The following is a 16,985-nucleotide window of genomic DNA, read 5'->3' as shown; positions in this document are numbered from 1 at the left end:
CCGGGGAGCACCCGGACGGCCGCTTCATGACCGGTCAGCCGTTGCCGCGGACCCGGCGGACGGTGTCGCGGTACCAGAGCGCACTGCGCTTCGGCGTGCGCCGCTGGGTGTCGTAGTCGACCCGGACGATGCCGAACCGCTTGTCGTAGCCGTACGCCCACTCGAAGTTGTCGAGCAGGGACCAGGCGAAGTAGCCCCGCACATCGGCCCCGGCCAGGCGGGCCCGCGCCACGGCCCGCAGGTGCTCGGCCAGGTAGTCCACCCGGTCGTCGTCGGCCACGAAGCCGACGGCGTCCGGCTGGTCGTCGAACGCGGCGCCGTTCTCGGTGATCACCATCGGCACGCCCGGGTAGTCGCGGCTGAGCCGGACCAGCAGGTCGGTGAAGGAGTCCGGGACGATCTCCCAGTCCATCGCGGTGCGGGGCAGGTCCCGGCGGACCACCCGCTGCACCGGCCGGCCGTCGTCGTCCCGCTCGCGCCCCTGCTCGTCCACGCCGGAGAAGAGCTGGCCGAAGTAGAAGTTGACGCCGAGCACGTCGATCGGGCTGGAGATGATCTCCAGGTCGCCCTCCTCGACCGGGATGCGGACCCCCTCGCGGGCCAGGTCGGCCACCACGTCCTCCGGGTACCGACCGTGGATCAGCGGGTCGAGGTACAGCCGGTTGCCGAGCCCGTCGGCGGCGCGGGCGGCGTCCCGGTCGGCCGGGCTGTCGGTGGCCGGGTCGGCGGTGGCCAGGTTGACGGTGATGCCCAGCTCCAGCGGCCGGCTGGCCGCCGCACGCAGCCGCCCGGCCGCCAGCCCGTGGCCGAGCAGCAGGTGGTGGGCCGCGGCGATCGCGTCGCCGAGGTCGCGCCGGCCGGGGGCGTGCAGCCCGTACGCGTACCCGAGCATGGCCGAGCACCACGGCTCGTTCAGCGTGGTCCACGTCTGTACGCGGTCGCCGAGCGCGTCGAAGACCAGCTCCGCGTAGTCGGCGAACCGGTACGCGGTGTCCCGGGCCGGCCAGCCGCCGGCGTCCTCCAGCTCCTGCGGCAGGTCCCAGTGGTAGAGGGTGACCCACGGGTCGACCCCACGGCCGAGCAGCTCGTCGACCAGCCGGTCGTAGAAGGCGAGCCCGGCCGCGTTGGCCGGCCCCCGCCCACCGGGCTGCACCCGGGGCCACGCCACCGAGAAGCGGTACGTGTCCAGGCCCAGGTCCGCGATGAGCGCCACGTCCTGCGGCATCCGGTGGTAGTGGTCGCAGGCCACGTCGCCGTTGTCACCGTTCGCCACCGCGCCGGGCACCCGGCAGAAGGTGTCCCAGATGGACGCCGTGCGACCGTCCTCGGCGACCGCGCCCTCGATCTGGTACGACGAGGTCGCCACGCCCCACCGGAACGCCGGTGACAGCGTGTCGATCGGGTCGGCCTCGGTCGACGTCGCCGGGCTGGTGGGGTTGCTGTCCATGGTTCTCCTCGCGGTCGCGGACGATGAGTCGGAATCGGGGGTGCGGGCGTCCGCCGGGCCGGGGCGGTTCACCGGGTGACCGCCTCGGCGCTGGGGCTGCGAACTGTTGCAAATAACATCGGTCATCCTCAATATTCTTCAGCCTGTACCTTGCTTGGATGCGGTCGGCGGAGTGGGCGCGGCCGGCATAACGGGGTGCACGACCAGACCGCGTGGGATTGGCCGAAGACCGGCAAGACGCCGGTGCCGGTGAGGCAGACACCCACGGGCCGGTGGCTGGTGACCTTGCCTGAGCCCGCCACCTCTGCACAGACGGTGGCGCGCGGCCTGACCGTGAGCCAGGTCGTCGCCGAGATCGGGTCAGGGATGAACGGGCACCACCGCAACCTCACCCGCGTGTTGTCAGACCCTGCGGTTAGCGTGCTGGTCGTGGACCGTCGTGACCGGCTGACCCGCTTCGGGTTTGAGCACCTGGCCGCGTCGATGGCCGCGTGTGGGCGGCGGATCGTGGTGTTGGACGAGGCCGAAACCAGCGACGATCTGGTCCGCGACGTCACCGAGGTGCTGACCTCGTTGTGCGCGCGACTGTATGAGCGCCGGTCGGCATCGCGGCGGGCTGCGAAGGCGGTGGCAGTGGTCACGAGCGCGGAGCCGGCATGAGCGCCAGGGTGATGCAGGCGTATCGATTCGCCCTGGACCCCACGCCCGGCCAGGTGCGTGACTTGGAGCGGCACGCGGGGGCGGCCCGGTTCGCGTTCAACTGGGCGTTGGCGGCAGTGAAGGCCAATCTTGCCCAGCGCGAGGTCGAACGCTCCTATGGGGTCGCTGATGACGAGCTGACCCCGGCTCTGGGATGGAACCTGCCCGCGTTGCGCCGGGCCTGGAACACCGCCAAGGGCCAGGTCGCGCCGTGGTGGGCGGAGTGCTCGAAGGAGGCGTTCAACACCGGGCTGGACGGTGTGGCCCGCGCGTTGAAGAACTTCAGCGACTCCCGCAACGGCAAGCGCGCCGGCCGGCGGGTCGGGTTTCCCCGGTTCCGAGCGCGCCGGCGCGCCACCCCGAGCGTGCGGTTCACCACCGGACCTATCCGGGTGGAGGCCGACCGCAAGCGTGTAACCCTGCCCCGGCTGGGCACGGTCAAACTGCATGAGTCGGCCCGCAAGCTCGCTCGGCGCCTGGAGGCCGGCACTGCCCGGATCGTGTCCGCGACCGTGCGGCGTGAGGCCGGCCGCTGGTTCGTGTCGTTTACCTGCGAGGTCAAACGCGCCGAACGCGCCCCAGCCCGGCCGCACGCGGTCGTCGGTGTCGATGTGGGTGTTACCCATCTCGCGGTGCTTTCCACGGGAGAGCTGGTCGACAACCCGCGCCACCTCGCCGCCGCGTCGCGGCGGCTTCGGCGGCTGGCCCGACGTACCTCGCGCTGCCAGGGACCGGACCGGCGAACCGGTGCGCGACCGTCGAGGCGGTGGGACCGTGCCCGCGCCGGCCTGGCCCGCGCGCACCGCCGGGTCGCTAACCTGCGCCGCGACGGGCTGCACAAGCTCACCACCCGCCTGACGGGCACCTACGGCACCGTCGTGATCGAAGACCTCAACGTGGCCGGCATGCTCGGCAACCGCAAGCTGGCCAAGGCCATCAGCGACTGCGGCTTCGGTGAGATCCGCCGCCTGATCGCCTACAAGACCACCTGGAACGGCGGCCGGCTCGTCACGGCCGACCGCTACTACCCATCGAGTAAGACCTGTTCGGGCTGCGGCGCGGTGAAACCCAAGCTGCCGCTGCAAGTCCGGACCTTCACCTGCGAACACTGCGGCCTGAGCCTGGACCGCGATCTCAACGCCGCCAACAACCTCGCCCAACTCGTCACCAGCACCACGGGTACCGGAGTGGCCGGAGACCCGACGCCGCAAGGCGCGAACGGACGTGGAGCCGACCAGAAGACCACCCTCGCGGTGGCAGGTGGCGATGAGACGTCCACCCCGCACCGGCACCAGCCGGACAAGACGGGGACCTTCGTCCGGCAACGGGCGAATCACTGAGGATCACCTAGATTCCAGTGAACGGTGCAGCCAGCAGGCGACGGAGCGTCCCGGGTGGTCGTCGGCGGGGGCGCCGAGGACGGGGAGCTCGTTGTCGCAGGGGGTGAACGCCCGGGGGCACCGCGGGTGGAAGGCGCAACCCGGCGGCATGGCGCGCAGGTCCGGCGGCGAGCCGGGGATGCCGGTGAGCGCGCGCCGCGGCCCGCGCAGCGCGGGGAAGGAGTGCAGCAACCCCTCGGTGTACGGGTGGAGGGCGGCCCGGTACAGCTGCGCCGCCGGGGCCTCCTCGACGATCCGTCCGCCGTACATGATGGCGATCCGGTCTGAGAACTCGACCAGCAGCGACAGGTCGTGGGTGATGAACAGCACCGCGAAGCCGAGCCGCTCGCGCAGTTCGGCGAGCTGGCCGAGGATCTGCCGCTGCATGACGACGTCGAGCGCCGTCGTCGGCTCGTCCATGATGACGATCTGGGGCTCCAGCGCGAGCGCCATGCCGATCATGACGCGCTGGCGCATGCCGCCGGAGAGCTGGTGGGGGTAGCTGTCCATCCGGTCGGCCGAGATACCGACCAGCTTGAGCAGTTCCCGGGCGCGGGCCAGCCGGGCCGGAGCGCTCATGTCCGGCTCGTGCGCCTTGATGACGTCGAGCAGCTGCGTCGAGATCCGGTGGACCGGGTTGAGCGAGTTCATCGCCCCCTGGAACACGATGGAGGTCTCCGCCCAGCGGAAGCGGCGCAGCTCGGCGGGCGTGAGCGCCATGACGTCGACCGGGTCGCCGTCCACGGGGTGGTAGCGGACGGATCCGCTGCGGATGACGCCGGGTGGCGGCAGCAGCCGGGTGATCCCGTACGCCAGGGTGGACTTGCCGCTGCCGCTCTCGCCGGCCAGCCCCAGCACCTCGCCCCGGCGCAGGGTGAGGTCGACGTCCCGGACCGCCCGCACGGCCTGGTCGCCGACCCCGTAGTCGACGTTGAGGCCGGTGATCTCCAGGACCGTCTGCGTCATCGACTCCCACCCTTCCGATCGGTGCTGCTCAGGACGACCGCGTCGACCGGCACCGGCGGCGGGGCCACCGCCGGCGGGTTGAGGACGGGCGTGAAGCCGACCCGCATCCGTACGGTGTGCCCGGACGCGGTCCGGATCCGGGTGCTGCCGCCGCTGCGCAGGCGGGGGCTGACGAACTCGTCGATGCCGAAGTTGATCAGCGCGAGGGCGGTGCCCAGCAGCGCGATGGCCAGGCCGGCCGGCACGAACCACCACCAGGCGCCCTGGGCCAGGGCCTGCTGACCCTGCGCCCAGAACAGGATGGTGCCCCAGTTCCACGACGTGATCGACGAGATGCCGATGAAGGCGAGCGTGATCTCCGACATGACCGCGAAAATGACGGTGCCGACGAAGCCGGACGCGATGATCGCGGTGAGGTTGGGCAGGATCTCGAACAGGATGATCCGCCAGGTCCGCTCGCCGCTGGCGCGGGCCGCCTCGACGTAGTCACGGCGGCGCAGCGACAGTGTCTGCGCGCGGAGCACGCGGGCGCCCCACGCCCAGGACGTGAGGCCGATGATGAGCGCGACCAGCGTGTCGCTGGCCCGCTCGACGATCGACGTGATGATGATGATCAGCGGCAGTGCCGGGATGACCAGGAACACGTTGGACAGGGCCGACAGGCCCTCGTCCGCCACCCCGGCGAGGTAGCCGGCCGTCACGCCGATGAGGATGGACAGGATCGTCGCCACCACGCCGGCGAGCAGGCCGACGACCACGACGCTGCGGGTGCCAACCAGGATCTGGCTGAAGATGTCCTGACCGAGGTGCGTGGTGCCGAACCAGTGTTTCGCCGACGGTCCCTGCAGGATGTCGCTGCTGCGGGCGCTCGGGTCGTACGGCGCCACCCACGGTCCGATGATCGCGAAGAGGACGTAGACGGCCAGGATGACCAGGCCGGTGGCGGCCTTGGCGTTGGCGACGAACCGGAAGGGCCGCCGCTTGGCCCTGCTCGGCGTGGCCGACGGCTGCGCCATCGCCCCCTGGCCGGGGATGACCTGCTCGATGCTCGAGGGTGAGATTGCCATCGCTCAGCTCTTTCGGGTCCGCGGGTCGAGGAGCAGGTACGCGACGTCGGCGAGGAGGTTCGCCACCAGCACGGAGATCGTGATGATCAGGAAGATCCCCTGCATCAGCGGGTAGTCCTTGGAGCCGACCGCCTGGAAGAGCTGGTACCCGAGACCCGGGTAGGAGAAGACGATCTCCACCAGCAGGGTGCCGCCGACGATGAACCCGAGCGACAGCGCGAACCCCGAGACGTTGGGCAGCAGGGCGTTGCGGGCGGCGTAGCTCAGCGCCACCCGGCGCTCCGACAGGCCCTTCGCGTGGGCGACCGTGATGTAGTCCTCCGACGAGACGGTGACCATCATGTTGCGCATGCTGAGGATCCACCCGCTCATCGAGGAGACCAGGATGGTGGCCGCCGGCAGCAGGCTGTGCTGGATCGCGCTCGGGATGAAGTACTGGTCGAACGCCGGCACGAGGCCCGGCTCGTAGCCGCCGGACGACGGGAAGAAGCTCCCCGGGCCGGCGAACACGGCGATCGCGACGAGACCCAGCCAGAAGTACGGGATCGAGGACAGGAACGTCGTGGCCGGCAGCAGAGCGTCGACCCAGGAGCCGCGCCGCCAGCCGGCGCCGACGCCGAGCGCGGTGCCGAGCAGGAAGCTGACGATCGTGGTGATGCCGACCAGGCCGACCGTCCACGGCAGGCTGTCGCCGATCACCGTCGACACGGGCGCCGGGAAGAACGTGAACGACAGGCCGAGGTCGCCCTGCAGGAGCTGCTTCCAGTAGTCGACGTACTGCTCCCAGACGCTCTCGTTCTCGTCCAGGCCGAACAGCACGCGCAGCGACTCGATGGCGTCGGCGCTGATCCGGCCCTGGTTGCGGGAGATGAGGGACTGGACCGGGTCACCGGGGATCATCCGCGGGATGAAGAAGTTGAGGGTGATCGCCGCCCACGCCGTGAAGAGGTAGAAGGCGACGCGTTGCAGCAGGAACCTCATCGGGCGTCCCCCACGCTGGCGGTGCCGTCCTGGCGGATCAACGCCGGAGGCGGCGGGACGGACGGGTCGGCGTCGGGAGCGGCGGAGCCGGGGCCCTCGGCGGTGACCGTGGCCGGGTCGTAGAGCCAGCAGGCCGCCCAGTGCCCGGGCCGGTCCCCGATGTCGTGCCGCGGCGGCAGCTCGACGGTGCAGCGGGGCATGGCGTGCGGGCACCGGGGGTGGAACCGGCAGCCGGAGGGCGGGCTGATCAGGCTCGGCGGCTCGCCGTGGCCGCGGTCGGCGTCGGCGGCACCACCGACGTCGGCGGCGTCGCCCGCGCCGGTGATCCGGTCGGGGTCCGGCGCCGACTCGATGAGCAGCCGGGTGTACGGGTGGGCCGGGTTCTTGGTGACCGTCTCGCTGTCGCCGCCCTCGACCATGCGGCCGGCGTACATGACGATCGTGTCGTCGGCGAAGTAGCGGGCCGAGGCGATGTCGTGCGTGATGTACAGGATGGCGAGGTCGAGCCGCTCCTTGAGGTCCCGCAGCAGGTTGAGCACCCCGAGGCGGATCGAGACGTCCAGCATGGACACCGGCTCGTCGGCCAGGAGCACCTCCGGGTCGGCCCCGAGCGCCCGGGCGATCGCGACGCGCTGCCGCTGGCCGCCGGAGAGTTCGTGCGGGAACGCGTCCAGGTAACGCTCGGGCGGCGTGAGGCTGACCCGGGTGAGCAGGTCGGCGAGGGCCTTGTCCAGGTCCTCGGCGCTGCGCCCGGCGTTGCCGTGGATCCGCAGCGACCGGGTGAGGTGGTAGCGGATGGTGTGCACCGGGTTCAGCGACGCGAACGGGTCCTGCAGGATCAGCTGGACGCGTCGCACGTACGCCCGGAACGCGCGGCCGCCGCGGACCCGCGTCGACCGGCCGTGCAGGAGGAGGTCGCCGGCGGTGCGGGGGTGGAGCTGGGCCAGCAGCCGGGCCACCGTGGACTTGCCGGAGCCGGACTCGCCGACCAGCGCGGTCACCTGGCCTCGGCGCAGCACGAACGAGACGTCGTCGACGGCGTGGACGGCTGCCGTCGTACGGGTGAGGAGGTCACGCAGCCGTTTGCGGACGGGGAAATGCTTGGTCAGGCCGACGGCCTCCAGCACCACCTCGTTGACCGGCGCGTCCGCGCTGTCGCTCAACGTCATGGCGAGTTCCTGTCTGGGGTGTCTGTGTCACGAAAGGGGTGACGCGGTACCGGTCTGGGTGGGGGGAAGCCCCTCCCCGGCCGCCCCGTGGCCGGCCGGGGAGGGGTGTCACGGATCAGCTACCAGCGGGCTTGAGGTGCAGGACCACGTCCAGCGCGTTGGGCTGGGTGGGCTGCATCGCGCCGTACGGGTTCGAGTCGTCCGGCCAGCCGGTCCAGTTCTTCGTGCTGTACGCGCCACCGATGTTGTCCGCGCCGACGGGGATCATCGGCATCTGCTCGACGAAGATCTTCTGCAGCGTGTTCATCGCCGTGGCACGGGCGGCCTCGTCGGTCGCGCTCGCGTAGGCCTTCAGGGCCTCGGTCGCCTGCGGGTTGTTGAAGCGGCCGAAGTTGCCCGCCGGGGACGCGGTGCCGATCGGCTTCAGCACCCGGCCGTCCATGATGGTCCGGTAGATGTCGTACGGCGTGGCGCCGCCCTCGGTCCACCGGAAGGTGGCGTCGAAGTTGCCCTGCTCGACGTTGCGGAACCAGGCGTCCTGGTTGGCCTTGTCGATCGTGGCGGCGATGCCGATCTTGGACAGGTTGTCCTTCACGATCTCGAGGCTGGTCTGGTAGTCGGACCAACCGGCCGGGTCGGTCAGGGTCAGCGTGACGGCCTTGCCGGTCTTGTCCTTGAGGGTGTTGCCCTCCAGCTTGTAGCCGGCGCCGGTGAGCAGCGCCTTGGCGCCCTCGACGTCGACCTTGTGCTCCTGGCCCTTGAACTCCGGGGCGATGAAGGCGTCGGCGGCGGGGGTGGGCAGGCCGGTCACGCTCTTCACCAGCGGGTGGAAGTACTCGGCCTCGGCGGTGACGAAGATGTCCTCGCGGTCGATCACCATGTTCATCGCGCGGCGCAGCGCCGGGTCGTCGAACGGCTTCTTGGTGGTGTTGAGGTAGAGGCCGTGGATGCCCAGGATCGCCGGCGCCCACACCTTGTGGTTGGCCTGGTCCTTGGCGACGAAGACGGTCTTGTAGTTGGGGATGAAGACGAAGCTCCACTCCGACTCGCCGTTGGCGAGGGCGGTGGTCTGCGCGCTGTTGTCGGTGTACGACGTGAAGCGCAGCTCCTTGACCTTCGGCAGGTCCTGCCAGTAGCCGCTCTCGCGCACGGTCAGGGTGGTGGTGGCCGGGGTGAAGGACTTCAGCGTGTACGGGCCGCTGCCGACCGGCTGCTTGACGGGGTCGGTCGTCGGGTCGCTGATCTTCTCCCAGATGTGCTTGGGGACGATGGGCACCCGCCAGAGCACCTTCTGCTGGTTGACGAACTGCGGGCTGGAGGTCTTGATCGTGACCTCGTTGCCGCTGGCGGTCGCCTCGGTGTACGGCACGCCCTGGTCGTTCAGCGCCGGGTACTTCTTCACCAGGTTGTACGTGAACGCGACGTCCTCGGCCGTGACCTTCTGCCCGTCCGACCACGTGGCGTCCGTCCGGATGGTCACCTTGACGGAGGTGTAGTCCGGCGACCACTCGGCCTTGGTGGCCAGCCACGGCTTCATCGGGTCGGCCGGCTTGACCGGGTTCCACATCATCAGCGGCTCGTATATCTGCCAGCGGTAGCCGAGCGAGGCGGCGGCGGACGTGGTGAGGAACGGGTTGTTGTTCTCCGCCTGCGGGCCGTTCGGCATGCCGACGTTCAGCACGGTCGCCGCCTGGCGGTTGTCCTTGTTGGCGTTCGGGCTGTCGCCACAGGCGGCGAGGGCTGCGCCGACCGCGCTGGCCAGCACGATGGCGAGGAGCCGTCGTCTTCTCATGGAGGTCTCCCTCGGTGGTCCCGCAGTTCCCAAGCGGGGGGTGTGGTGGATGGAGGGTGTGCGGTGCTACCACCGGTGGACGTGGTGCCCGCCGGTGTCGTCGGTGGTGGGACGCGGATCAGGTGGTGCCGGTCGAGGCGCGCACGGTGAGGCTGGTGGGGATGACGATGGGGGCGTCGGGCAGCGGTGTGCCGTCGAAGTGGGAGATGAGCGTGCGGGCGGCCGCCGCTCCCATCTCCCGCATCGGCTGGCGTACGGAGGTCAGTGGCGGATGGGTGTGCCCGGCCAGGGGCAGGTCGTCGAAGCCGACGACCGCGACGTCGTCGGGCACCCGGAGACCGGCTTCCCTGAGGGCCTGCAGGGCTCCGGCGGCGGACAGGTCGTTGTGGGCGAAGACGGAGTCGAACGGCACGCCGGCGGCGAGCAGGCGCTGCACCGCCGCCCGGCCGCACTCGAAGGTGAAGTCACCTTCCACCACCCGGTCCGGGTCGATCGGCAGTCCCGCCGCCGCGTAGGTCTGGGCGAACCCGGCCGACCGCTCCTCCGTGCACCCGAAGTGCGGCACGCCGGTGATGACCACGGGTCGCCGCCGGCCCAGGCCCAGCAGGTGCGCCGCCGCGTCGCGGGCGCCGGCCTGGTTGGTGGTCTGCACCGACGGGAAGCGGGGCCGGTGGGCCCGGTCGTCGATGAGGATGACGGGCAGGCCCTGCTGGTGCAGGGCCTCGATGTAGTCCAACGTGCCCTCCGGTTCCACCACCAGCAGGCCGTCGAAGGACTTCGCCGAGACCTGGGAGGCGAACCGCCGCATCGACTCGTCGCCGCGGTTGCAGGTGAACAGCAGCAGGCCGTACCCCTCGTCCTCGACCACGTCGACCGCCCCTTGGAGCACCTCGCCCATCCACGGCCAGGTCAGGGCGGGCACGAGCATGCCGACCACCCGGGTGCGGCCGCGAGCCAGCCCGACCGCCCGCGCGCTGGGCACGTAGCCGAGGTCCGAGATGACCGCGCGGACCCGGTCGGCGGTGCTCTCGTCCACCTCGCCCTTGCCGTTCAGCACCCGGGAGACGGTCGTCTTGCTCACGCCCGCCCGGCTGGCGACATCGGCGATGGTGATGGGCACGTGACACTCCACGGGTGGTGGGTGGAACCGGTTCCGGAACCGGTTGCGGAACCGGTTCCGTCGCAGTCAACTGGAGTGACGGCAGTCACGTCAACAACCGCCTGGTAACGAAAAGGAAACCTTGCAGATCCGCCATCGGCCGCCAGCGCCTACTCTCGGCGCATGGCGAGGTACTACGACGTGCACCCGGACAACCCACAGCCCCGGATCCTCCGGCAGGTCGTCGACCTCGTCCGGGACGGCGGCCTCATCGCGTACCCCACGGACTCGTGCTTCGCGTTCGGGTGCCGGCTCGGCAACCGCGACGGGCTGGACCGCATCCGCGAGATCCGGCACCTCGACGAGCGGCACCACTTCACGCTCGTGTGCCGGCACTTCGCGCAGCTCGGCCAGTTCGTGCACGTCAGCAACTCGGTCTTCCGCCTGGTGAAGGCGTCCACCCCGGGCAGCTACACGTTCATCCTGCCGGCCACCAAGGAGGTGCCGCGCCGGATGCTGCACCCGCGCAAGCGCACCGTCGGTGTCCGCGTACCCGATCACACCGTCGCCCAGGCGCTGCTGGCCGAACTCGGTGAGCCCCTGGTGTCGAGCACCCTGGTCCTGCCCGGCGAGGACGAGCCGCTGACCCAGGGATGGGAGATCAAGGAGCGGCTGGACCACCTCCTCGACGCGGTGGTCGACGCGGGCGACTGCGGCAAGGAACCGACCACGGTGGTGGACCTGTCGCAGGACGAGCCGGAGATCCTGCGCCGCGGCGCGGGCGACCCGTCGCGGTTCGAGTAGCCGCGTCGGCGCGGTGGCGGGCGTAGGCTGACTGCCGTGGATCAAGAGGATCGCATCGCCCTGTTCCTCGACTACGAGAACCTCGCGTTGGGGGTGCGCGACCACGGCGGCGGCGTCGCCTTCGACTTCCGTCCCATCGCCGACGCCCTCGCCGAGCGGGGCCGCGTGGTCGTGCGCCGGGCGTACGCCGACTGGTCGTACTTCGACGAGGACCGCCGCATGCTCACCCGTTCCCACGTCGAACTCATCGAGATACCGCAGCGCATGGGCGCGTCCCGCAAGAACGCCGCCGACATCAAGATGGCGGTGGACGCCGTCGAGCTGGCCTTCGAGCGCGACTACATCTCCACGTTCGTGATCGGCACCGGCGACAGCGACTTCACGCCGCTGGTGCACAAGCTCCGCGAACTCAACAAGCGCGTGATCGGCGTGGGAGTCGAGAAGTCCACCTCGGCCCTGCTCCCGCCCGCCTGCGACGAGTTCCTCTACTACGACCGCCTGGAAGGCGTCGACATCCCGTCGCCCCGCGTCCGGCGCGGCCGGCCCACACGGCTGCCCAGCCCGGAACCACTGCGGGTCGAGCCGGAGCCCGAGCCGCAGCCGGAGGTCGAGGAGACCGGACGGGACGTCGACGTGCTCGCCGCCCTGGTGGCGCAGACCGTGGCGGGTCTCCAGGGCAGCTCCGGCGGTGAGGTGACCGCCTCCCGCCTCAAGCGCACCCTGCTCCGGAAGGACCCGACCTTCAGCGAGTCGGACTACGGGTTCCGCACGTTCGGGGAGCTGCTGCGGCACCTCGCCGAGCAGAACGTCGTGGAGTTGGCCGAGGGCCCGGCCAAGGGCGACCCCGAGGTGAACCTGCCCGAGCACGGCGAACGGGAGGAGGCCTTCGGGCTGCTCCGCACCGTGGTCCGCGACCTGACCGGCGGCGACGGCACCGTGCCCCTGTCCGGCCTCAAGAACCAGCTCCTCCGCGCGCGTCCGCAGTTCAGCGAGAAGAAGCTCGGCTACCGCAGCTTCCTCCAGTTCTGCCGCGCGGCCGCCACCAGCGGAGCCGTCGACCTGCGGTGGAGCCCCGAATCCGACGACTACCTTCTCACCGCCGCGTAGTCACGACCGACCTTGCGCGTCTGATCCACCGCCGGAACGCCAGAGTCACCTCGCCTCGTTCCACGGACTCCAACGTCGCGGCGGGAAACAGCATGCTGACCTCGATTCGGACCGTGGTTGGATGGCGGGATGCAGTTCACGGTGATCGACGTGCCCGAGCGGGAGCGGTTCGAGGCACGGGACGAGACGGGCGTGACGGCCGGGCTGGTCACCTATCAGCTGACCGGCACCATCATCGTCTACACCCACACCGAGGTCGCCCCGGCGTTCGAGGGCCGGGGGGTCGGATCGACCCTGGCCCGTGCGGTGATGGACGACGCTCGCGCGAAACGGCGGACGGTGGTGCCGATCTGCCCCTTCCTCAGTGACTGGCTGGGCAAGCACCCGGAGTACGACGACATCGTGGCCCGGTCGACGCGCAAGATGAAGTAGACCTGACCCGCGCTGTGACACACGGCGCACCGTCGCGGTCGCCCGCCCGGGCGGCGTAGTGCCTAGGGTCGGGGCATGAGCGTCGATGAGGTGCGGGCCTGGCTCCGCGAGCGCGGAGCCGACCGGATCGACCACCCCGGTGGCAACCTGTACGCGCACCTGTGCCGGGTGCGGGAACGCCTCGCCGCCCTCGGCTGCGGACTCGACGTGCAACTGGCGGGCCTGACGCACGCCGTCTACGGCACGGACGGCTTCGACGTGGCACTCCTCGACCGGACCGACCGGGCCACGCTGCGCGACCTCGTCGGCGGCGAGGCGGCGGACCTGGTGTACGGGTACGGGGCGTGCGACCGCCGGCGCACCTGGCGGCGGCTCGCGACGACGGGTGCGGTGTACGACCGGTTCACCGGTCAGGTGACGACGCTGCGGGGCGAGGACCTGCGGTCCTTCGTCGACCTGAGCGTCGTCAACGAGCTGGACGTCTTCGAGCAGGATCCCGCCATCCTCGACAAGCACCGGGCGTTCTTCCGGGAGCTGTTCGCCGCCTGGACGCCGGCCATGTCACCACCGGTCGCGACCGAGGTGCACCGGTTCCTCGGCCGTCAGGGCAACTCTGACCGTGGAGCCAGGCGTCCCCGGAAATTCGCGATCCGGAGTGATCCGATCCCGGTACCGTGACGGCACTGCCCGCGGACCTGCGGCAGACCACCGGACGGGAGAAGTCATGATCTTCATTACCGCCAAGTTCCGAGTGCTACCCGAGGACGCCGACCGATGGCCGGAGATCGCCGCCGACTTCACCCAGGCCACCCGCGCGGAGCCGGGCTGCCTGTGGTTCGACTGGTCCCGCAGCCTCGACGACCCGGCCGAGTACGTCCTGGTCGAGGCGTTCCGGGACGCCGACGCCGGCGCGGCGCACGTCCAGTCCGAGCACTTCAAGGCCGCGCAACGAACCTTGCCGCCCCACCTCGCCGAGACCCCTCGCATCGTCAACTTCACGATCCCGCAGGACGACTGGTCCGAACTCGGCGAGATGGCCGTCCCCGACCGCACGTAGCGCCGGGCGCCGACATGCAGCAGCGTCGGGCGGAGCCGCACGCGTTGATGATGTCCAAAACCCGCCAGACGGTCATCGGCCGTCACGGAAAGCTTCGGGATGCCACACGCAGCCCAACCGGAAGGAGAATCCGTGCTTCCGAAGGTGTCCACCGCCCAGTCGGCAACGGCCGAGACGTTCGCCGCGCTGCACCGCCCCGGCGACCCGCTGCTGCTGCCCAACGCCTGGGACGTCGGGTCGGCCGTCGCGATCGCCGACGCGGGGGCCAAGGCGATCGCCACGACGAGCGCGGGGGTCGCCTGGTCGCTGGGCGTGCCCGACGGCGCCGACCTCGGACCCGACCGCGCCGCGGCGGTGGTCGAACGCATCGTCGCCGCGGTCGGAGTTCCGGTCTCCGCCGACATCGAGTCCGGCTACGGCGTGGAGCCCGACGCGGTGGCGGCCACCGTCACCGCCGTCATCGGCGCGGGCGCCGTCGGGGTGAACCTGGAGGATCGGAGCGGTCGCCCGGACGCGCTCCTGTTCACCGCGGATGAGCAGGCGGAACGGCTCGCCGCCGCCCGTGCCGCCGCGAGCCGTCTGGGCGTCCGGCTGTGGATCAACGCACGGACCGACATCTTCCTCGCCGGAGTCGGCCCGGAGGAGCGCCGGCTGGACGACGCTCTCGAACGCGCCGAGCGGTACGCCGCGGCGGGCGCGGACAGCCTCTTCGTACCCGGGCTGGTCGACCCGACCGCGCTGGCCGAGCTGGCCGCCGGGCCGCTGCCGATCGCCGTCATGGCCGGGGCCGGCTCCCCGCCGGTGGCCGAACTCGCCGCCGCCGGCGTCGTCCGGATCAGTCTCGGTTCCGCGATCGTGCAGGCCGCCTACGCGGTCGCCGCCCGCGCCGCGGCCGAACTGCTGTCGGCGGGCACCTACGGCCCGGTCACCGACACGATCGCGTACGGCGCGATGAACACCGCGCTCACCGCCGGCTCGCGGTGACCTGAACGCCGGTCGGCGCCCTGGATGTCCGCCTACGGCCGGATGTCCAGGGCGCCGATCAGGCCGTCGCGGAGCGTGAACCGGTGGCGCAGCCGGATCGGGCTGCCCGGGAACGTGCCGGTGACCTGCGCCGTCACCACGAAGCTCCCACCCGCCTCCTCCACGAAGTCCTCCGGCACGGCGTCGTAGTCGTACTCGGCCGCCGTCCGCTCGCGCCAGGCCCGGATCGCCGCCCGACCCTCGTGGAGCCGGTCCTCGTCGGCCACGGTCGCGTTGTCGGCGAAGCAGGCGACGAAGGCGTCGACGTCGCGTTCGCCGATGACGCGGAAGTAACGGGCGATCACATCGGGAACGCTGGTGGTCATGTGACTCTCCTCAGCTCGCGGCGCGGAACACGCCAGTGTGGGGCGGGACTGGCCCGGTCACTCGCCGTCGGGCGCTCCGACCCGGAGCCGCCCGTCGGCGAGCCGCAGCCACCGGTCCACCCCGATCTCGGCGAGGAACCGCTCGTCGTGGCTGACTACCACGAACGCACCCCGGTACGCCTTGAGGGCGCTCTCGAGTTGCCCGACGCTGACCAGGTCGAGGTTGTTGGTCGGCTCGTCGAGCAGCAGCAGGTGCGGTGCCGGTTGCGCGTACAGGACGCAGGCGAGGGTGGCGCGCAGCAGCTCGCCTCCGGAGAGGGCGCCGACCGGCAGGTGAGCGCGGGCGCCGCGGAACAGGAAGCGGGCCAGCAGGGTCATCCGCTCGGCCTGCGGCCGGTCCGGGGCGTACGCGGTGAGGTTCTCCGCGACCGTACGGGTGGGGTCGAGCAGGTCGAGGCGCTGGGACAGGTACGCCACCCGCCCGCCGGCCCGGCGCACGGAACCCGAGTCCGGGGTGAGGGAACCCTCGACGAGGCGCAGCAGGGTGGACTTGCCGGCACCGTTGGGCCCGGTGAGCGCGATGCGCTCGGGTCCCCGGATGGTCAGGTCGACGCCGTCGTCGGCGAAGAGCCCGCGGACCTGCATCCGCTCCCCCACGAACACGGTGCGGCCGGCGGGGACGGTGGTGTCGGGCAGGTCCAGCGTGAGGACGGCGTCGTCGCGGAGCGCACGGCTGGTCGCCGCACCAAGCCCCGCTGACACTGAGTGGATCACGACGACACGGTCGGTGGAGCAAACGGGCGAACGGGTACCCGACCCGGGCGGCCGGGCGCTAGGGTCCGCCCGTGCACGTCAACACCGAGGTCGTCGAGTCGCTCAAGGCGGATCCCGCCGCCGCCTCCCTCCGCCGTTCGCTCGAGCTCTCCTACGGCGATCCCGCCCGGGCGGCGGCGATGGACCGCTTCTACGCCCAGTTCGTCCGCCCCGGTGACCTGGTCATCGACGTCGGTGCCCACGTGGGCGACCGGACCGGCAGCTTCCGCCGCCTGGGCGCCCGGGTGGTCGCGGTGGAGCCGCAGCCACTGTGCGCGCGGGCCATCCGGACCCTCTACGGCGGGGACGACCAGGTCGTCCTGGTCGAGGCGGCGTGCGGCGCGACCCCGGGGGTGCTCGAACTCCACGTCAACTCCGCCAACCCCACGGTGTCCACCGCGTCGCCGCACTTCATCCGGGCGGCGGACGGCGCCGACGGGTGGCGGCAGGAGACCTGGGACGCGCGCATCGACGTGCCGTCCACCACCCTCGACGCCCTCGTCGCCGAGCACGGCGTACCGGCGTTCGTGAAGGTCGACGTGGAGGGCTTCGAGGACAGCGTGCTGGCCGGCCTCACCCGCGTCCTGCCGGCGCTCTCGTTCGAGTTCACCACCATCGAGCGGGCCGTCGCCCGCCGCGCCCTCGACCGCGCCACCGTGCTCGGCTTCACCCGCTTCAACCTCGCCATCGGCGACACGATGGCCCTGGCGGAACCGTCGTGGATGTCCGCGACCGCGATGGCGGCGGTCCTGGGCGCGCTTCCCCACGCCGCGAACTCCGGCGACGTGTACTGCATGCCGTAGGCCCCCGCTGCCATGATCGAA

Annotated in this window: 17 protein-coding genes and 1 pseudogene; 9 read left to right on the top strand and 9 right to left on the bottom strand. The window is 71.2% G+C overall.

Annotated features, from left to right (window positions below; genetic code table 11):
- Positions 1-34 precede the first annotated feature (34 nt).
- Positions 35-1,447 carry a GH1 family beta-glucosidase gene (locus HCJ94_RS03165; RefSeq protein ID WP_167999413.1) on the bottom strand — a complete coding sequence of 471 codons (1,413 nt, stop codon included), beginning with the start codon at positions 1,445-1,447 and terminating at the stop codon, positions 35-37.
- Positions 1,448-1,597: 150 nt separating this feature from the next.
- Between HCJ94_RS03165 and HCJ94_RS03160 the strand changes: the two genes are divergently transcribed.
- Positions 1,598-2,107, top strand: a complete 510-nt coding sequence (locus HCJ94_RS03160) for a recombinase family protein (RefSeq protein ID WP_167999464.1) — start codon at positions 1,598-1,600, stop codon at positions 2,105-2,107.
- The gene (gene tnpB, locus HCJ94_RS03155) at positions 2,104-3,486 is read left to right on the top strand and encodes an IS607 family element RNA-guided endonuclease TnpB (RefSeq protein ID WP_167999412.1); all 1,383 of its coding nucleotides are present in this window, start codon (positions 2,104-2,106) and stop codon (positions 3,484-3,486) included. Before HCJ94_RS03160 ends, tnpB begins: the two co-directional genes overlap by 4 nt.
- A gap of 3 nt (positions 3,487-3,489) precedes the next feature.
- Here tnpB and HCJ94_RS03150 read toward each other — a convergent pair whose 3' ends face one another.
- The 6 genes from HCJ94_RS03150 to HCJ94_RS03125 all read right to left on the bottom strand — a co-directional run bounded on the left by HCJ94_RS03150 (position 3,490) and on the right by HCJ94_RS03125 (position 10,620).
- Entirely contained in the window at positions 3,490-4,491 is a 1,002-nt protein-coding gene (locus HCJ94_RS03150; RefSeq protein ID WP_167999411.1) for an ABC transporter ATP-binding protein, read from the bottom strand.
- Positions 4,488-5,558, bottom strand: a complete 1,071-nt coding sequence (locus HCJ94_RS03145; protein WP_167999410.1) for an ABC transporter permease — start codon at positions 5,556-5,558, stop codon at positions 4,488-4,490. Before HCJ94_RS03145 ends, HCJ94_RS03150 begins: the two co-directional genes overlap by 4 nt.
- 3 nt (positions 5,559-5,561) lie before the next feature.
- A complete protein-coding gene (locus HCJ94_RS03140; protein WP_167999409.1) occupies positions 5,562-6,539 on the bottom strand; it encodes an ABC transporter permease in 978 nt (325 codons plus the stop codon).
- Positions 6,536-7,708 carry an ABC transporter ATP-binding protein gene (locus tag HCJ94_RS03135; protein WP_167999408.1) on the bottom strand — a complete coding sequence of 391 codons (1,173 nt, stop codon included), beginning with the start codon at positions 7,706-7,708 and terminating at the stop codon, positions 6,536-6,538. Before HCJ94_RS03135 ends, HCJ94_RS03140 begins: the two co-directional genes overlap by 4 nt.
- A 115-nt stretch (positions 7,709-7,823) precedes the next feature.
- Positions 7,824-9,500 carry an ABC transporter substrate-binding protein gene (locus HCJ94_RS03130; protein ID WP_167999407.1) on the bottom strand — a complete coding sequence of 559 codons (1,677 nt, stop codon included), beginning with the start codon at positions 9,498-9,500 and terminating at the stop codon, positions 7,824-7,826.
- 118 nt (positions 9,501-9,618) lie between these two features.
- Positions 9,619-10,620, bottom strand: coding sequence for a LacI family DNA-binding transcriptional regulator (locus tag HCJ94_RS03125; RefSeq protein WP_167999406.1), 1,002 nt, complete (start codon positions 10,618-10,620; stop codon positions 9,619-9,621).
- Positions 10,621-10,782: 162 nt separating this feature from the next.
- Here HCJ94_RS03125 and HCJ94_RS03120 point away from each other — a divergent pair, with 162 nt between their 5' ends.
- The 6 genes from HCJ94_RS03120 (at position 10,783) to HCJ94_RS03095 (ending at position 14,983) form a co-directional block, all read left to right on the top strand.
- Positions 10,783-11,403 carry an L-threonylcarbamoyladenylate synthase gene (locus tag HCJ94_RS03120; RefSeq protein WP_167999405.1) on the top strand — a complete coding sequence of 207 codons (621 nt, stop codon included), beginning with the start codon at positions 10,783-10,785 and terminating at the stop codon, positions 11,401-11,403.
- 36 nt (positions 11,404-11,439) lie between these two features.
- Positions 11,440-12,510, top strand: a complete 1,071-nt coding sequence (locus tag HCJ94_RS03115) for an NYN domain-containing protein (RefSeq protein ID WP_167999404.1) — start codon at positions 11,440-11,442, stop codon at positions 12,508-12,510.
- Between the two features lie 129 nt (positions 12,511-12,639).
- Entirely contained in the window at positions 12,640-12,942 is a 303-nt protein-coding gene (locus HCJ94_RS03110) for a GNAT family N-acetyltransferase (protein WP_167999403.1), read from the top strand.
- A gap of 75 nt (positions 12,943-13,017) precedes the next feature.
- A complete protein-coding gene (locus tag HCJ94_RS03105) occupies positions 13,018-13,620 on the top strand; it encodes a DUF6817 domain-containing protein (RefSeq protein WP_240943823.1) in 603 nt (200 codons plus the stop codon).
- A gap of 46 nt (positions 13,621-13,666) precedes the next feature.
- Positions 13,667-13,999 (top strand): putative quinol monooxygenase, encoded by a 333-nt coding sequence (locus HCJ94_RS03100; protein ID WP_167999402.1) that lies wholly within the window; start codon positions 13,667-13,669, stop codon positions 13,997-13,999.
- Between the two features lie 132 nt (positions 14,000-14,131).
- A complete protein-coding gene (locus HCJ94_RS03095) occupies positions 14,132-14,983 on the top strand; it encodes an isocitrate lyase/PEP mutase family protein (RefSeq protein WP_309227121.1) in 852 nt (283 codons plus the stop codon).
- Positions 14,984-15,015: 32 nt separating this feature from the next.
- Here HCJ94_RS03095 and HCJ94_RS03090 read toward each other — a convergent pair whose 3' ends face one another.
- Entirely contained in the window at positions 15,016-15,348 is a 333-nt protein-coding gene (locus tag HCJ94_RS03090; RefSeq protein WP_167999400.1) for a nuclear transport factor 2 family protein, read from the bottom strand.
- A 57-nt stretch (positions 15,349-15,405) separates the two neighbouring features.
- Positions 15,406-16,083, bottom strand: a pseudogene (locus tag HCJ94_RS03085) (ATP-binding cassette domain-containing protein); the annotation flags it as partial.
- A gap of 110 nt (positions 16,084-16,193) precedes the next feature.
- Here HCJ94_RS03085 and HCJ94_RS03080 point away from each other — a divergent pair.
- Positions 16,194-16,964, top strand: coding sequence for an FkbM family methyltransferase (locus HCJ94_RS03080; protein ID WP_167999399.1), 771 nt, complete (start codon positions 16,194-16,196; stop codon positions 16,962-16,964).
- The last annotated feature ends 21 nt before the right edge of the window (positions 16,965-16,985 follow it).

The organism is Micromonospora thermarum (assembly GCF_012034245.1).
GTDB lineage: Bacteria > Actinomycetota > Actinomycetes > Mycobacteriales > Micromonosporaceae > Micromonospora > Micromonospora thermarum.
Note: the sequence above shows the minus strand (reverse complement) of the source record. Positions and strands in the feature narration are given on the sequence as shown.

What these genes read in the sequence shown, in the direction of transcription:
- HCJ94_RS03165 (WP_167999413.1), bottom strand. Translation starts at nt 1,447, where the DNA reads ATGGACAGCAACCCCACCAGCCCGGCGACGTCGACCGAGGCCGACCCG.
- tnpB (WP_167999412.1), top strand. Translation starts at nt 2,104, where the DNA reads ATGAGCGCCAGGGTGATGCAGGCGTATCGATTCGCCCTGGACCCCACG.
- HCJ94_RS03150 (WP_167999411.1), bottom strand. Translation starts at nt 4,491, where the DNA reads ATGACGCAGACGGTCCTGGAGATCACCGGCCTCAACGTCGACTACGGG.
- HCJ94_RS03145 (WP_167999410.1), bottom strand. Translation starts at nt 5,558, where the DNA reads ATGGCAATCTCACCCTCGAGCATCGAGCAGGTCATCCCCGGCCAGGGG.
- HCJ94_RS03140 (WP_167999409.1), bottom strand. Translation starts at nt 6,539, where the DNA reads ATGAGGTTCCTGCTGCAACGCGTCGCCTTCTACCTCTTCACGGCGTGG.
- HCJ94_RS03135 (WP_167999408.1), bottom strand. Translation starts at nt 7,708, where the DNA reads ATGACGTTGAGCGACAGCGCGGACGCGCCGGTCAACGAGGTGGTGCTG.
- HCJ94_RS03130 (WP_167999407.1), bottom strand. Translation starts at nt 9,500, where the DNA reads ATGAGAAGACGACGGCTCCTCGCCATCGTGCTGGCCAGCGCGGTCGGC.
- HCJ94_RS03120 (WP_167999405.1), top strand. Translation starts at nt 10,783, where the DNA reads ATGGCGAGGTACTACGACGTGCACCCGGACAACCCACAGCCCCGGATC.
- HCJ94_RS03110 (WP_167999403.1), top strand. Translation starts at nt 12,640, where the DNA reads ATGCAGTTCACGGTGATCGACGTGCCCGAGCGGGAGCGGTTCGAGGCA.
- HCJ94_RS03105 (WP_240943823.1), top strand. Translation starts at nt 13,018, where the DNA reads ATGAGCGTCGATGAGGTGCGGGCCTGGCTCCGCGAGCGCGGAGCCGAC.
- HCJ94_RS03100 (WP_167999402.1), top strand. Translation starts at nt 13,667, where the DNA reads ATGATCTTCATTACCGCCAAGTTCCGAGTGCTACCCGAGGACGCCGAC.
- HCJ94_RS03090 (WP_167999400.1), bottom strand. Translation starts at nt 15,348, where the DNA reads ATGACCACCAGCGTTCCCGATGTGATCGCCCGTTACTTCCGCGTCATC.